The 13,253-nt window shown below is 45.5% G+C and carries 15 protein-coding genes and 1 pseudogene; 13 read left to right on the plus strand and 3 right to left on the minus strand.

Going from position 1 to position 13,253, the window contains the following annotated elements; translation table 11 throughout:
* Nucleotides 1–202 precede the first annotated feature (202 nt).
* The 3 genes from fni to FR741_RS16720 all read left to right on the plus strand — a co-directional run bounded on the left by fni (nucleotide 203) and on the right by FR741_RS16720 (nucleotide 2,356).
* Entirely contained in the window at nucleotides 203–1,222 is a 1,020-nt protein-coding gene (gene fni, locus FR741_RS16710; protein WP_006741316.1) for a type 2 isopentenyl-diphosphate Delta-isomerase, read from the plus strand.
* Between the two features lie 191 nt (nucleotides 1,223–1,413).
* Nucleotides 1,414–1,677 (plus strand): DUF3012 domain-containing protein, encoded by a 264-nt coding sequence (locus tag FR741_RS16715; RefSeq protein WP_005395285.1) that lies wholly within the window; start codon nucleotides 1,414–1,416, stop codon nucleotides 1,675–1,677.
* Between the two features lie 280 nt (nucleotides 1,678–1,957).
* Nucleotides 1,958–2,356, plus strand: coding sequence for a GFA family protein (locus tag FR741_RS16720; RefSeq protein ID WP_152813441.1), 399 nt, complete (start codon nucleotides 1,958–1,960; stop codon nucleotides 2,354–2,356).
* 96 nt (nucleotides 2,357–2,452) lie between these two features.
* Here the strand turns inward: FR741_RS16720 and FR741_RS16725 are convergent, their stop codons facing one another.
* Entirely contained in the window at nucleotides 2,453–2,803 is a 351-nt protein-coding gene (locus tag FR741_RS16725) for a rhodanese-like domain-containing protein (RefSeq protein ID WP_167427245.1), read from the minus strand.
* A gap of 269 nt (nucleotides 2,804–3,072) precedes the next feature.
* Between FR741_RS16725 and FR741_RS16730 the strand changes: the two genes are divergently transcribed.
* The 6 genes and pseudogenes from FR741_RS16730 to FR741_RS16755 all read left to right on the plus strand — a co-directional run bounded on the left by FR741_RS16730 (nucleotide 3,073) and on the right by FR741_RS16755 (nucleotide 7,332).
* Complete coding sequence (locus FR741_RS16730; RefSeq protein WP_005373989.1) at nucleotides 3,073–3,363, plus strand: co-chaperone GroES; 291 nt, start codon at nucleotides 3,073–3,075, stop codon at nucleotides 3,361–3,363.
* A 33-nt stretch (nucleotides 3,364–3,396) separates the two neighbouring features.
* Nucleotides 3,397–4,995 carry a chaperonin GroEL gene (gene groL, locus FR741_RS16735; protein ID WP_005395280.1) on the plus strand — a complete coding sequence of 533 codons (1,599 nt, stop codon included), beginning with the start codon at nucleotides 3,397–3,399 and terminating at the stop codon, nucleotides 4,993–4,995.
* A gap of 105 nt (nucleotides 4,996–5,100) precedes the next feature.
* Nucleotides 5,101–5,310, plus strand: a complete 210-nt coding sequence (locus tag FR741_RS16740; protein WP_005395278.1) for a hypothetical protein — start codon at nucleotides 5,101–5,103, stop codon at nucleotides 5,308–5,310.
* 154 nt (nucleotides 5,311–5,464) lie between these two features.
* Nucleotides 5,465–6,436: a leukocidin family pore-forming toxin gene (locus FR741_RS16745; protein ID WP_167427246.1), complete on the plus strand. Its 972-nt coding sequence runs from the start codon at nucleotides 5,465–5,467 to the stop codon at nucleotides 6,434–6,436.
* Between the two features lie 135 nt (nucleotides 6,437–6,571).
* Nucleotides 6,572–6,901 (plus strand): annotated as a pseudogene (locus FR741_RS16750) (LysR family transcriptional regulator); the annotation flags it as partial.
* Between the two features lie 59 nt (nucleotides 6,902–6,960).
* Nucleotides 6,961–7,332, plus strand: coding sequence for a VOC family protein (locus FR741_RS16755; protein ID WP_005395273.1), 372 nt, complete (start codon nucleotides 6,961–6,963; stop codon nucleotides 7,330–7,332).
* A gap of 101 nt (nucleotides 7,333–7,433) precedes the next feature.
* On the opposite strand, the gene FR741_RS16760 is transcribed toward FR741_RS16755, so the two are convergent.
* A complete protein-coding gene (locus FR741_RS16760) occupies nucleotides 7,434–7,655 on the minus strand; it encodes a hypothetical protein (RefSeq protein ID WP_167427247.1) in 222 nt (73 codons plus the stop codon).
* A 124-nt stretch (nucleotides 7,656–7,779) separates the two neighbouring features.
* On the opposite strand from FR741_RS16760, the gene FR741_RS16765 reads away from it, so the two are divergent.
* Nucleotides 7,780–8,307, plus strand: coding sequence for a TetR/AcrR family transcriptional regulator (locus FR741_RS16765; RefSeq protein ID WP_047008018.1), 528 nt, complete (start codon nucleotides 7,780–7,782; stop codon nucleotides 8,305–8,307).
* A 44-nt stretch (nucleotides 8,308–8,351) separates the two neighbouring features.
* Here the strand turns inward: FR741_RS16765 and FR741_RS16770 are convergent, their stop codons facing one another.
* Entirely contained in the window at nucleotides 8,352–9,302 is a 951-nt protein-coding gene (locus FR741_RS16770) for a helix-turn-helix domain-containing protein (protein ID WP_167427248.1), read from the minus strand.
* A gap of 184 nt (nucleotides 9,303–9,486) precedes the next feature.
* Here FR741_RS16770 and FR741_RS16775 point away from each other — a divergent pair, with 184 nt between their 5' ends.
* Genes FR741_RS16775 through eat form a run of 3 tightly spaced genes read left to right on the plus strand, consistent with a single transcriptional unit; the run spans nucleotide 9,487 to nucleotide 13,191 of the window.
* The gene (locus FR741_RS16775; RefSeq protein ID WP_005388715.1) at nucleotides 9,487–10,899 is read left to right on the plus strand and encodes an ethanolamine ammonia-lyase subunit EutB; all 1,413 of its coding nucleotides are present in this window, start codon (nucleotides 9,487–9,489) and stop codon (nucleotides 10,897–10,899) included.
* Complete coding sequence (eutC, locus tag FR741_RS16780) at nucleotides 10,892–11,776, plus strand: ethanolamine ammonia-lyase subunit EutC (RefSeq protein WP_167427249.1); 885 nt, start codon at nucleotides 10,892–10,894, stop codon at nucleotides 11,774–11,776. The genes FR741_RS16775 and eutC overlap by 8 nt, the downstream gene beginning before the upstream one ends.
* An 11-nt stretch (nucleotides 11,777–11,787) precedes the next feature.
* On the plus strand, nucleotides 11,788–13,191 hold the full coding sequence (gene eat / locus FR741_RS16785) for an ethanolamine permease (protein ID WP_006741326.1): 1,404 nt from the start codon (nucleotides 11,788–11,790) through the stop codon (nucleotides 13,189–13,191).
* Nucleotides 13,192–13,253: the final 62 nt, after the last annotated feature.

Below are 13,253 nucleotides of genomic sequence, written 5' to 3' on the forward strand. Positions count from 1 at the left end.
TCGCACGCTGATTACTTCAACTTGGAGAAACACTCGCCTGCTTGTTTAAAACAGAAGGCGAGTTTCTCTTTCTATAATGTCAGAGTAAGTCGTGATTCATTACTGGTTTCGGAAAAGTAATCTCGTGAATTCAGAAAATTCGCATTGACGTTACTGATAAGGATCGCAATACTGCGCGACTGTTTTACTTTAGGGTGACATTATGGCTCCGCAAACTAACCGAAAAGATTTACATCTAGACGCTGTTTTACATCATGACATGAGCATGAAGCATAAAACGGCGGGCTTTGAGTCTGTCGAGTTTGAACACTGCGCGCTGCCAGAATGTGACTTTCAGGCGATCGACCTGTCGACAGAGTTTCTTGGCCACCGACTGGCGCTGCCGTTTTTGATTAGCTCAATGACAGGTGGAGCAAAAGACGCTGAAGTGATCAATTGTCGTTTGGCTGAAGCCGCCAGTGAATTAGGCATTGCGATGGGCGTGGGGTCGCAGCGTATTAGCTTAGAAGAGCGCCAACACGCAGGTCTAGGTAAAACCATTCGTGATTTAGCCAAAGATGTGCCGCTTTATTCCAACCTTGGAGCCGCTCAGTTGCGCGACAAAGGTAAACTTGATAATGCGCAGCGTGCGGTTGAATCCATTCAAGCGGATGCGTTGTTTGTACACGTAAACCCAATGCAGGAAGCGTTTCAGAAAAATGGCGACCATAATTGGATTGGGGTCTTACACGCTATCGAGCAGCTTAAATCTCGCGTGAATGTTCCGATCATTATTAAAGAAGTCGGTTTTGGTATTAGTGGTCACGTTGCGCAGCGATTGGTTGACGCCGGTGTGGATGCCATTGACGTAGCGGGCGCGGGTGGCACAAGTTGGAGCGCGGTTGAAGGCTATTGCCAAGATAACCCGAAAATGCAGCGTGCAGCCGAACTTTTCCGCGATTGGGGCATCCCAACGGCAAAATGTTTGACTCAAATACGAGCACAGCATCCTACATTACCTTTGATCGCCTCAGGTGGTGTGCATAACGGACTTGAAGCGGCGAAAGCCATACATTTGGGCGCCAATCTCGTTGGGCAAGCGGGCGCAGTCTTGAAAGCGGCTACCATAAGCACTCAAGCGGTGGTCGAGCACTTTGAGCAAATGGCGTTAGAGTTACGTTTATCATGTTTTGGCACGGGGTCTTCTAAGATCAGCGCATTAACGCAAGCGCGCTGCTTATAGGTGTTTATGGTGTCATTTACGCAGCTTGGCTCAATAATTTTTCGGTGTCTTAACACGTAGACTGATAATTTCGTTATAGTTGATACAAAAGTCATTTCAACAAGTGACTGCTTAGTTCAACAGTTGAATGGGCATTTGTTGAAGCGATTGAGTTTTATTTTAATATTGTTTGCAACTGGAACCTTAAATTTATGAAAAAACTAGTCATGCTGATGTTGGCGGCTTCTGCTTTAACCGCTTGTAGTGATGAAGTGGGCACTGAAGGCTGGTGTAACGACATGCGCGATAAGCCAAAAACAGAATGGACAGCAGACAACGCAGTAGACTTTGCGAAGCACTGTGTTCTTCAAGATGGTGTGGGCAGCGAGCAATGGTGTGAGAACTTGAAAGATAAGCCAAAAGGTGACTGGAGTGCAAACGAAGCTACCAGTTTTACTAAGCACTGCATTTTCTAAGCACTACACTTTCTCAACAAGGCGTCTCTCATTAAGAGCGATGACTGTGTTAGACAAAATATTAAGAAAACACCAAGCGTCTTGCTTGGTGTTTTTGTATCGACAATAGCTTGAGCTCTCACGTGCTGAGCACACCTATCTTTCCTCTGAGTAGAGTGTTTTACATTTTCGTTTCATTTTTGAAAACCTGTATTACCTGCCTTTAATTTTTCGCATTGCAGTGGCAAGGTGTCGGTGTATTCGTCTAATTCAATTAGATTCATAACAAAAAGGGACTCAAATGGAAGTACTCAAAGGCTCATGTCTGTGTGGTAAGGTGAAATTGGAAGTGGCAGATGAATTCAAGTACATGGGAAATTGCCATTGCTCGGAATGTCGAAAATTTACTGGCTCTGACTATTCATCGGCGGGCGGTATTACTCTAGATAAGTTGCTCATTATCCAAGGAAAAGAGGATATTCAAACTTATCAGAAAAGCGAAAATACCATGTTATGTTTTTGTCGCCATTGTGGATCGAGCCTGTATTCGAAAAAGAACAATGGGATTGTCAATATTCGCCTAGGGGTCTTGGATGATGCACCATCCCACAAGCCAAATTTCCATATTTTTGTCGCGTCCAAAGCGCCGTGGCTTGAGATATCGGATAACCTGACTCAGTTTGAGGCCGGGCCCAAATAGAGTAGTAGCGGAAGAGAATTATTTAGTAACAGAGGGCGTTGCAATAAGTCTGCAACGCCCTCTGTGCTTTTATTTTTGAAATTAGAACAGAGATGATTATTTGGCGTCTTGCAGTTCTTCTAAGCCACCTGCATTGTGCAGATTCGTGAACCCTTGCGATTGCAAATATTGATACGCTTTACCAGAGCGGTTACCACTGCGGCAGTACAATACGATCGCTTGATCTTTATCGACGTCTTGGAAATGTTTATCAAGCTCAGATAGAGGGAAATTGACCGCATTGTCTAAATGCCCCTCAGAGAACTCTTGCGGCGTGCGTACATCGACAATCATTGCGCCTTTCTCAATCAGTTGCCACCCTTGTTCAGCACGCTCAGAAGCCGCCACGTTGGGAGGAAGCAAGTCAACGCACAATGTTGCAAGAAACAGAGATACGACCTTTTTCATTGTTTGATTATCCTTTTTAAGAGTATGTAACCACTCTAGATTTGATTGAACACATTTTCCATCATAAAGAGGTTTTAAGTGGTCGTGAATGTCAAAAGTTTCGATAGAAGATTTTATTCAATTCAATAAAAAATTTTTATGAAATCCACCTCTTGAACTCCAATTTTTCGACCTTATTATTCTCATCGAAAGCGAGCGGTCGACTCGCAAATCCATCTTGATGTTTATTCTGTCTTTTATTTTTGGTTCCAAGTAGGAGGCACTTAAAAATGAAAATTCGTCCTTTAAATGACAAGCTAATTGTTGAAAGACAAGAGGTGGAAAATAAATCTGAAGGGGGAATCGTTTTAACTTCTCAGTCGGTGAAAAAATCAAACCGCGGGAAAGTCATTGCTGTTGGTTTAGGTAAACGCCTTGAAAATGGCGAACGCGCTGCGATGGAAGTCAAAGTGGGCGACCAAATCATTTTCAATGACGGTTACGGGGTGAAAACCGAGAAAATTGACGGCGCAGAATACTTGATTCTGTCCGAATCTGATGTGTTAGCAATCGTTGAGTAATTATTTTTGTAGTAGTTTTTTGAGGAGATAATTATGGCTGCAAAAGACGTATTATTTGCTAATGACGCACGTCAAAAAATGCTGAAAGGTGTGAACTTACTGGCGGACGCAGTAAAAGTGACACTAGGCCCTAAAGGCCGCAACGTTGTGCTTGATAAATCTTACGGCGCGCCAACCATTACCAAAGATGGTGTGTCTGTAGCGAAAGAAATCGAACTGAAAGACAAGTTCGAAAACATGGGCGCACAAATGGTGAAACAAGTGGCGTCCAAAGCGAATGATGAAGCGGGTGACGGTACAACGACGGCTACCGTGCTGGCGCAATCTTTCATCAATGAAGGTCTTAAAGCGGTAGCCTCTGGCATGAACCCAATGGACCTAAAACGTGGTATCGACAAAGCCACTGAAGCGGCGGTTGAGAAACTACGTGAAATGTCTAAGCCATGCAGCGACAAAGAATCCATCACCCAAGTGGGTAGCATTTCTGCAAACAGCGATCGCGCGATCGGTGAAATCATTGCAGAAGCGATGGAAAAAGTGGGTCGCAATGGCGTGATTACGGTGGAAGAAGGCCAAGGTCTAGACAACGAATTGTCTGTGGTTGAAGGTATGCAATTCGACCGCGGTTACTTGTCGCCATACTTCATCACTAACCAAGAAAATGGCAGCGTAGAGCTAGACAACCCTTACATCCTATTGGTGGACAAAAAAGTCAGCAGCATCCGCGAGCTATTGCCAGTGCTAGAAGAAGTGGCGAAATCTTCTCGCTCGCTATTGATTATTGCTGAAGACATCGAAGGTGAAGCGTTAGCGACATTGGTTGTGAACAACATGCGCGGCATCGTGCGTGCAACTGCGGTGAAAGCACCTGGTTTTGGTGACAACCGTAAAGCGATGATGGAAGACATTGCGGTACTAACCGCAGGTACGGTCATCTCTGAAGAAATCGGCCTAGAACTCGAAAAAGCAACGCTAGAGCAACTAGGTAGCGCGAAGAAAGTGACCATCACCAAAGACACAACAACTATTGTGGGTGGCGCAGCAGAAGCAAGCGCGATTGCTGATCGTGTGGCTTCGATTGAAAAACAAATCGAAACAACCACTTCTCAATACGACAAAGACAAGCTTCAACAACGTGTTGCGAAGCTTTCTGGCGGCGTAGCGGTGATCAAGATCGGCGCTGCAACTGAAGTTGAGATGAAAGAGAAGAAAGACCGCGTGGACGATGCGCTACACGCTACTCGCGCAGCGGTTGAAGAAGGTATTGTTGCTGGTGGTGGTGTTGCCCTAACTAAGATCGCGAAAGAATTGGCGGATCTAAAAGGTGACAACGATGACCAAAACGTGGGTATCCGAGTTGCGCTACGTGCGATGGAAGAGCCTCTTCGTCAAATCGCAACTAACGCAGGTGACGAAGCTTCAGTCGTAGCGAATGCTGTCAAAGCGGGTGATGCCGATTACGGTTACAACGCTGCAACAGGTGAATACGGCAGCATGATCGAAATGGGTATCTTGGACCCTGCGAAAGTAACACGTTCAGCGCTTCAATTCGCGGCGTCTGTTGCTGGCTTGATGATCACGACTGAAGCGATGATCACCAACCACGTTGAAGACAAAGAACTTGATATCTAACGTTATCAATCGTTAGTGATTAAGTAGGCGTTAAAACAACAATAACATTGCAAAACCTAAGCGGGCTCGCTTGAGCCCGCGAATCAGTCATTTGAGGTAAGTGTTATGACCCGTTTACCCGCGTTTTCTTTCTCAATATCTGAGCCGAGCGGTAATGAAGCTTCGTCAACGTGGCCGACGGCTATTCACTTCCCCCTCGTTCCAGCTGGGCCAGAGTTTTCGATCGAAAATGCTCTGCCTAAACGTCCGACAGTGACAATATTCACTATCGATTTGTCTCAGTTATTTAAAGGGGACGCACGGGTCATTCATTAACTGCATCGAAACAGCCAGCGTAAGTTGGCTGTTTTTTTTCATTTCTGGGTGTAGGTCAAATTATTGATAATGTGAATCGTTTTCGTTTGTTTGTCGCTACTTGTTCAATGTGTTAGCTTAAATTGGGACTGTTCCCAAGTAAGGTAATAAAATAATGAATAAGAAAATACTGCTTCCCTTAATGTTAGGGATTTCCGCTACTGCCGCTGCTTCTGATAACAAGGTTGTAGAAAGTGTCTTGATTGATGACATCGCGCTAGAAGGTTACGTGAAGAAAAGCTATGAGGTCGTGATGCAAAGCGAGCCTGAGCTTTTCCCGTACGCGTTTCGTGGTAGCCGTGTGCAAATGAAGTTACTGGTTGAGTTATTCCATAATTCAAAGAACGACAAAAAAGCGGCTCGCGTGATCACTCTAGGGAATGGTTATGTACCAGGTAATCCGGGTGTAAAACACACTTACGATGCTGCGATTGTGGACCGTTTTACTCAAAACTACCCAGTCGCGTTCGACTACAGTATCTATCAAGCTGGTGGCACGCCGGTATTTAGTGAGGATTACTCACCGCAAAACGAAGCCAATGATGTTTCCGTATCGACAACCACGGTTGCTCCGTCTATCGGCTTAACCACGACTGCAACACCGGGCTCGGCACCAAGTTTTTCTGGCTCGTTGACGACCGACCTAGGTGTGGCTTATACGTCTCGCTACTCAAGTAAGGATTACGTCACCGCAGCCAAACCAAAGGCGTCCATGGAACGCGGTATGGGCGTTAAGTGGACCACCTCTCTTAGCCAAATTTACACCAACGATTACCAGTACTACGGTAAATGGGCGGGTGTTTACCACTACACAGGTTGTTCAAACGAGAACCTATTACCCGAAGAGAACTTGCCGCGTTTGATCTACGGTTTCAAACCGAAATTCCAGTACGTGTTCACACCAGAATTTGAGCGTGGAGAAGAGCCCAAAACGGAGATGATCGCACGAGCTGGCATGAAAGAAGTTGAAGAAGGTTTCTCTCGCAATGCGTGTAACTGGTACGATCAAGGCACAACGAGCCACTACACTGAGGCACAAATTCGCTTCACGATTGATTGGGATACGCTCACCGTTATCACTCAATAAACGTTTCACTTATCAGACCGAAGGTTTGTGGATTGTAATGCGGCTCTAGTAGCCGCATTTTTTGTGTTCAAACTCTGACCGCAAGCGTGTTAAGCCTTTAAGCCCAGCATCGCGCCGAAAATGACCAAACCCGCCCCACATGCTTGGGCGGATTGGCAGCAATCAACACGTTGTGAAACCTTCAACGGCAACACTCAGCAATCATTTGCGCATTTTTATTTTTGCATACAAGCCGCGGTGGATAGCTTAGGCGCGGCGATGGGATCGTATCCTTTTGTTATGGACGATATTAGGCGCGGTAATTTGGTCGCGCCATTTGGTTTTGTGCTATCAGGTTGCAATTATGTTTTATTGAGCCAAGATAAAAAGCGTACAGAACTCGAACACAAATTTATCACGTGGTTACAAACGCAAATGGTAGAGTGTGTACCACTACCATCGCAGCAAAATACGCAAGGCGAATAGAAGGCGTAGAGCGTGATTACGTCAGTCAGTTTGATGGAAAAGGGCTTAGGAAATTGGAAATGGAAAACCTCAATATTGTTGAAATCAAATCATTTGTTCCAGCGAAAGATTACGCGCTCTCAAAACGTTTTTATGAGGCGATAGGCTTTGATATGGCGTCAGACTTCGGTGATGTGGCGTACTTCTCTCAAGGCAGCTGCGCGTTCCTTTTACAGAATTTTTATGAGCCAGAACACGGCAACAACTTCATGATGCACTTGCTCGTAGAAGACGCAGAAAGCTGGCATCAGCACTTATCCAAAGTGGGCCATGAGGAATTTGGCTCGCGTTTGACTGAGCTGGTCGAGCAACCTTGGGGCATGCGCGAATGTTGTTTGTTTGACCCTAGTGGCGTTTTATGGCGAATCGGTCAAAACATGAATACTGATTAACGCCAGTCCTCTTGTCAGAACATCTATATCGCGCAGGTATTAAGATCTCGATACCTGCGCGTTTTGTTTTTTGCTTAACCTTGCCAACGTTTCTCGCGCACTCACGCCTTTTTCGAGGTGGTGTACGATGGACTGACCCCAAAAAGCTCCTCAAGCAGCATGGCTTTGAGTTCTGCTCTGACTTCTGCCCCACCGATTAACGCCAAAAGTGCGAGTCCACCTGGTATGAGAATCACCATCAATATTGGTCTTAAAATATACGAAAAGCAGAATATGGTCGGCAAGAAAATCAATCCTTGGCCTAGTTTGTTTAATACGTACATGAGCAATTCCTTTTGTTTTTATATAAAATTGAGCGTGCTCATTTTTTATAATTGAGCGCGCTCAATTTGTCAATATCAGCCGCTCAAGGTATGATCCTTTCAGGCTCATTAAGCAGATACATCAATGACGAAGCGACAACAAACCAGAGACAAAATCCTAAAAGCCGCGTGGGCATCTTTTGCTCAGAATGGCTATGACATGACGACCACAAGGCAGATTGCGAGAGAAGCAGGAGTCGCCGATGGTACGGTGTTCAGCCACTTCCCGACCAAACTGTCGATTTTGCGCGAAGGGATGCTGACGCAACTGCAACAGATCAGCCAAGAGACGCTAGTCAGTGTGGAAGGTAAGACAGCTATCGACATTGGTTTGGCGCTGACGGAGAAATACTATCGCTACTATTTTGCGAACGTCGAGCTGAGCCGAGCCTTGTTGAAAGAGGTGATTTGGGATTTGGATTATTATCAGTCGTTTAACCAAGCTTTGTTTCAATCTGCGAGCGTAAGTTCTGTTCTTGAAGACAAAATGCCGTTGATTTTTGACTGCTACTTCATGACGCTAATCGCACATTTGAGCCGAGCAGAACCGGATGTTGAAGCCGCGCTTACAGATCTTCATGCTAAGTTTCAGCAAATCATTGCGACTACATAAAATGGCCCCAACGCAGAATCTGAAAGAATATACTGCCTGTCATTTTATTTGCTGGACTCCCATTTTCTCGTTTCAGTTGGCGTCTCACCAAATAGCCGCTTGTAGCTTTGGCTGAACTGCCCGAGATGAAAAAAACCAAAGTCAAAAGCGATTTCTGCAATTGTTCGATTATCTTCAGGGCTTTGTAGCACTCTACGTACTTGATTCAGCCGCATTCGGTGTATGAATTGCTTTGGCGAAGTATTACAGCAATGCTCAAAGGTGTACTGCAGTGTTCGGCGACTGACGTGCACAGCGTCACACAGTTCACTGACGGTGATCGGAGTTCTGTAATCTAAGTCGTGTAGCTGTTGCTTTATGCGGTGCATCACATGCTGACGATGAGAGATTGATATCGGGTGGCTTGCGCTTGGTGAACTGATTGAGAACAGTTCGAGTACGATGTCTTTTAAAACCACCTGATGTGTGCTGTCAGACCATCGCGACTCAATGGGACCGAGTAAAGTACCCAAGTAGAATTTAAGTTGTTGAATGTGCTTTTCTGTTGGTCCCGCTAAGTGCGGTGTGTTGCAGCCGATACCGTCTAACTCGAGCTGTTTTTCTATGATTTGAACCAGTTTTCTGTCGAGTACTATCCCATAGATAGAAAACTGTTCAGGTGTCATTAACTCAAAATCTGCACCGCCTTGTCTAAGCAAAAGCTGGCTTGCATTAAACTGACTGTGATTTAGGTGTAGCGGCTTATTTTCCGCACTCAAGCCCAACCAAATTCCTCCCTCTTCAACCCTGCATTGCTGTCTTAGTGAGCGGTTACTGTCTTCACGAAATACATGGAAATTGGGAAATCGTCGTTCTCGAATTTGACCTAAAAATCGGCCATCGCTGAGTTGATCGTATTCCTGTTGCCAGTTTATTAGGCTTGCAGCTTGTTGGTTTGCATCCTTAGTGTGATGGATGCACAGCATTGGTGCAGTTTGGGGCATTTGGTTACTCATCCTTGTGATACTCATTCCTTTTTTGTGAGTCATGTTGGAGCAGTGTTTATATAACTCATTGTTTATTATTGGTTTATAAATGTTGCCAGTTTTTGATAACGCTACGGAACACATTTGGCAATACTTTCTTAAAGCTTATTGATAGTTCAGCAAAAAGCGAACCAAACAGTGAAGAGGAAGAGCAATGACGGCTACTTATCGTCGGCAACAAGGCAGTAAAGTCTATACCTTTAAGTCATTAGCTGACTTGATGGCGAAAGCGACACCGGAGCGCTCAGGCGATGCGTTAGCCGGGGTTTGTGCTCAGTCAGCGGCAGAACGTGTAGTCGCACAAATGGCGCTGTCTGAGTTACCACTTAAAACGTTTCTCAACGAGGCGGTTATTCCATACGAAAGCGACGATATCACTCGCCTAATTATCGATACGCATGACCTTGAAGCCTTTAAGCCGATTGAGCACTTGACGGTCGGAGATTTTCGAAATTGGCTGCTGAGTGAAGAAGCCGATGGTGAAACGTTGGCTAAAATTCGTCAAGGTTTAACACCAGAAATGGTGGCCGCAGTCAGTAAGATTATGCGCAACCAGGATTTGATTCTCGTTGCTAAAAAATGCCAAGTTGTCACGGCTTTTCGGAATACGATTGGTTTGCCGAGTCGCCTGTCTACTCGTTTACAGCCGAATCATCCCACTGATTCTCTCAATGGTATCGCAGCGACCATTTTTGATGGTCTGATGTACGGAAATGGCGACGCGGTTATCGGTATCAATCCGGCAACAGATAATGTGCCTCAAGCTATCAAGTTAATGAACTTAATGGATGAGGTGATTCAACATTATCAAATACCGACTCAGTCTTGTGTGTTAACTCATGTCACGAACACGATCGAAGCCATTGAAATGGGTGCACCAGTCGATCTCGTTTTTCAGTCGATAGGCGGCACGCAAGGAACGAATGATACATTCGGAATAGACTTATCGATTTTGAAAGAGGCCCATGAAGCGGCATTGTCTTTGAATCGAGGTAGCGTAGGAAACAATGTGATGTATTTTGAAACCGGACAAGGTACAGCGTTGTCTGCGAATGCATTTCATGGGGTCGATCAACAGACTTGCGAAGCTCGTGCTTATGCTGTCGCGAAACAGTTCGATCCTTTATTGGTTAATACAGTCGTTGGGTTCATTGGCCCAGAGTACCTGTTTGATGGCAAACAGATCATTCGTGCTGGGCTTGAAGATCATTTCTGTGGGAAGCTGCTTGGTTTACCTATGGGTTGCGACATCTGTTACACCAATCATGCCTATGCCGATCAGAATGACATGGATAACTTGCTGACACTATTAGGTGTTGCCGAGTGCTCGTTCATCATGGGTATTCCAGGGTCTGATGACATCATGCTCAACTATCAAACTACCTCATTTCACGATGCCCTTTATGCAAGAAAAGTACTCGGTTTGAAGCCCGCACCAGAGTTTGAACAATGGTTAATGGAGATGCAGATTTTCGAGAGCGTGCAAGACGTTCGGTTAAGTGAGCAAATCTCTCGCTCGTTTTCGGGAGCAATAAATCAACTGAATAAGGGGTATTCTCATGGGTAAAGTGATCACCATTGCTCAGTCCACACAAGACGAGTCTGAAGTTGTCACACACAACCCTTGGGGCAAGTTACGCGACTTCACCTCTGCTCGGATCGCTCTGGGTCGCAGCGGGAACAGTGTACCAACCAACGAGTTACTCTCATTTCAGCTGGATCACGCCCAAGCTATGGATGCAGTGCATTGCAGTTTAAATGTTGACTCTCTCGTTGCTGGTTTGTCGGACTCTTACTCGATTCTTGAAAATACCTTAGAGCCTCCGGTGGTAGTGAGCAGTCAAGTGAGTGACCGACTTATGTACCTGCAAAGGCCCGATTTAGGACGGCAACTCGATGAATCTTCTTGGCAAACGCTCAACTTGATAGCAAATGAGCATAACACTGACATTGATCTTGCGATTGTTATTGCTGATGGACTTTCTTCCGTCGCAATTCAAAACCATGCCGTGCCTGTTGTTACTCGATTGATTTCTCTTTTAAGCGCTGATGATGAACATCAATGGAAATTCGCACCTATCACAATCGTAAAGCAAGGAAGAGTGGCGGTAGGGGATGATGTTAGTGAATGTTTTAACGCCAAGGCCGTGCTGGTTTTAATTGGAGAGAGGCCCGGTCTAACTTCTCCGGATAGCATGGGTATGTATCTCACTTGGGGGGCTAAACGAGGCTCTAAAGATTCCCAAAGAAACTGCATTTCCAATGTGCGCCCTCAGGGGCTCAATTATGACGATGCCTGTGAACGCGCATTTTACTTGCTCAAAGAGGCTCGAAAATTACAACTGTCAGGAGTGAACCTGAAAGATCGCTCCGACATCAATGAGCCAAGTGGCGCAAGCATTGAAGATAAACACAGCGACAACTTTTTAATTTCATCAAAGTAGAAGGATTTACTATGTCTAAACATCAGGAGTACTTGGCCAAAAGGCAGCTAAAAAGAGGCACCGCAGGTTGGATTTTACTTGCTGGCTTAGGTGTCTCGTATGTTATATCAGGTGACTTTGCCGGTTGGAACTTTGGCATCGCTCAAGCAGGATGGGGAGGCTTTCTTATTGCTGCTATCGCGATGGCAGTAATGTATTTCACGCTAGTATTGTCTTTAGCTGAAATGTCTGCGGCTATTCCTGCTGCGGGTGGTGGTTACAGCTTCGCAAGACAGGCGATGGGGCCGACAGGTGGCTTTTTCACGGGCTTATCAGTTTTGATTGAATATGCGCTCGCACCTGCTGCGATAGTAATTTTTATTGGCTCAGCAGTGAATGAATTGGTTGGTATCGATGGCCCTGTTGTTTACGCACTTTTCTACGCCGTCTTTATCGCTATTCACATGGCAGGTGTTGGCGAAGCTCTCAAAGTAATGATGGTCATCAGCGGTTTGGCTGTGCTAGCTATTCTAATCACTGCTGCTGTGCTTATTGGTCACTTTGATGTTAATAACTTATTCGATATTGCTCCGGCGACGGCTCAGGCAACAGAAATCTTGCCGTTTGGGTGGTATGGCGTATGGGCGGCGTTGCCATTTGCAATGTGGTTGTTTCTTGCGGTTGAAGGTGTACCTTTAGCGGCAGAGGAAGCAAAAAATCCGGCAAAAGATGTTCCAAAAGGCATCATTGGTGCGATGTTGTTTTTATTACTAACCGCAACTCTAGTAGTCGTTCTTTTGGCTGGTGCGGTTGGTTCAAAGGTCATAGGCGATAGCGCGGTGCCATTAGTTGACGCGCTGAAGCTTACAGGCAATTCAACGATAGCAATGGCCGTGAACTTACTTGGATTGGCTGGTCTTATCGCTTCTTTCTTCTCTATCATTTATGGTTACAGTCGCTTGGTGTTTGCGCTTTCCCGCGCGGGTTATTTGCCGCAAACTTTGTCATTAACCAGTGACAAAAAAGTGCCTTCTCGTGCGCTTTTGGTTCCGGGCGTTTTTGGGTTCTTGGTTTCCCTTACGGGAGAGGGGGACTTAATCTTGGCGATGGCAGTTGTCGGTGCGACGGTATCGTACGCATTAATGTCCTTGAGCCATATTTTATTGCGAATTAAACAGCCGGAGTTAGCTCGCCCATATAAAACGCCTGGCGGGGTAATCACTTCGAGTATTTCTCTGGTGCTTTCTTTGATCGCAATGACAGGTGTTTATGCTTTTGATCCCTCTGCCTTTTTCATGACAATGGGATTGTTTCTTATCGGTGGTGTTTATTATGGTTTATACAGCCGCAACAAATTGGTGGCAGCAACTGCCGAAGAAGAGTTTGCCATGCTTTCTGTTGCAGAATTAGAGCTTGAATCAGATGTAGCACGATAGCCATTTCAATTATTGTTCGCCACTACATCAAGGGAGCCATGTGCTCCCTTTGTCATTTCTAT

Source organism: Vibrio diabolicus (assembly GCF_011801455.1).
Lineage (GTDB): Bacteria > Pseudomonadota > Gammaproteobacteria > Enterobacterales > Vibrionaceae > Vibrio > Vibrio diabolicus.

Excerpts from the sequence above, each read along its gene's own strand:
- eutC (WP_167427249.1), top strand. The coding sequence starts at position 10,892 with ATGGGTAAAGTGATCACCATTGCTCAGTCCACACAAGACGAGTCTGAA.
- FR741_RS16760 (WP_167427247.1), bottom strand. The coding sequence starts at position 7,655 with ATGTACGTATTAAACAAACTAGGCCAAGGATTGATTTTCTTGCCGACC.
- FR741_RS16770 (WP_167427248.1), bottom strand. The coding sequence starts at position 9,302 with ATGAGTAACCAAATGCCCCAAACTGCACCAATGCTGTGCATCCATCAC.
- FR741_RS16755 (WP_005395273.1), top strand. The coding sequence starts at position 6,961 with ATGGAAAACCTCAATATTGTTGAAATCAAATCATTTGTTCCAGCGAAA.
- FR741_RS16725 (WP_167427245.1), bottom strand. The coding sequence starts at position 2,803 with ATGAAAAAGGTCGTATCTCTGTTTCTTGCAACATTGTGCGTTGACTTG.
- eat (WP_006741326.1), top strand. The coding sequence starts at position 11,788 with ATGTCTAAACATCAGGAGTACTTGGCCAAAAGGCAGCTAAAAAGAGGC.
- FR741_RS16775 (WP_005388715.1), top strand. The coding sequence starts at position 9,487 with ATGACGGCTACTTATCGTCGGCAACAAGGCAGTAAAGTCTATACCTTT.
- FR741_RS16720 (WP_152813441.1), top strand. The coding sequence starts at position 1,958 with ATGGAAGTACTCAAAGGCTCATGTCTGTGTGGTAAGGTGAAATTGGAA.
- FR741_RS16730 (WP_005373989.1), top strand. The coding sequence starts at position 3,073 with ATGAAAATTCGTCCTTTAAATGACAAGCTAATTGTTGAAAGACAAGAG.
- FR741_RS16740 (WP_005395278.1), top strand. The coding sequence starts at position 5,101 with ATGACCCGTTTACCCGCGTTTTCTTTCTCAATATCTGAGCCGAGCGGT.
- FR741_RS16715 (WP_005395285.1), top strand. The coding sequence starts at position 1,414 with ATGAAAAAACTAGTCATGCTGATGTTGGCGGCTTCTGCTTTAACCGCT.
- groL (WP_005395280.1), top strand. The coding sequence starts at position 3,397 with ATGGCTGCAAAAGACGTATTATTTGCTAATGACGCACGTCAAAAAATG.
- FR741_RS16765 (WP_047008018.1), top strand. The coding sequence starts at position 7,780 with ATGACGAAGCGACAACAAACCAGAGACAAAATCCTAAAAGCCGCGTGG.
- FR741_RS16745 (WP_167427246.1), top strand. The coding sequence starts at position 5,465 with ATGAATAAGAAAATACTGCTTCCCTTAATGTTAGGGATTTCCGCTACT.
- fni (WP_006741316.1), top strand. The coding sequence starts at position 203 with ATGGCTCCGCAAACTAACCGAAAAGATTTACATCTAGACGCTGTTTTA.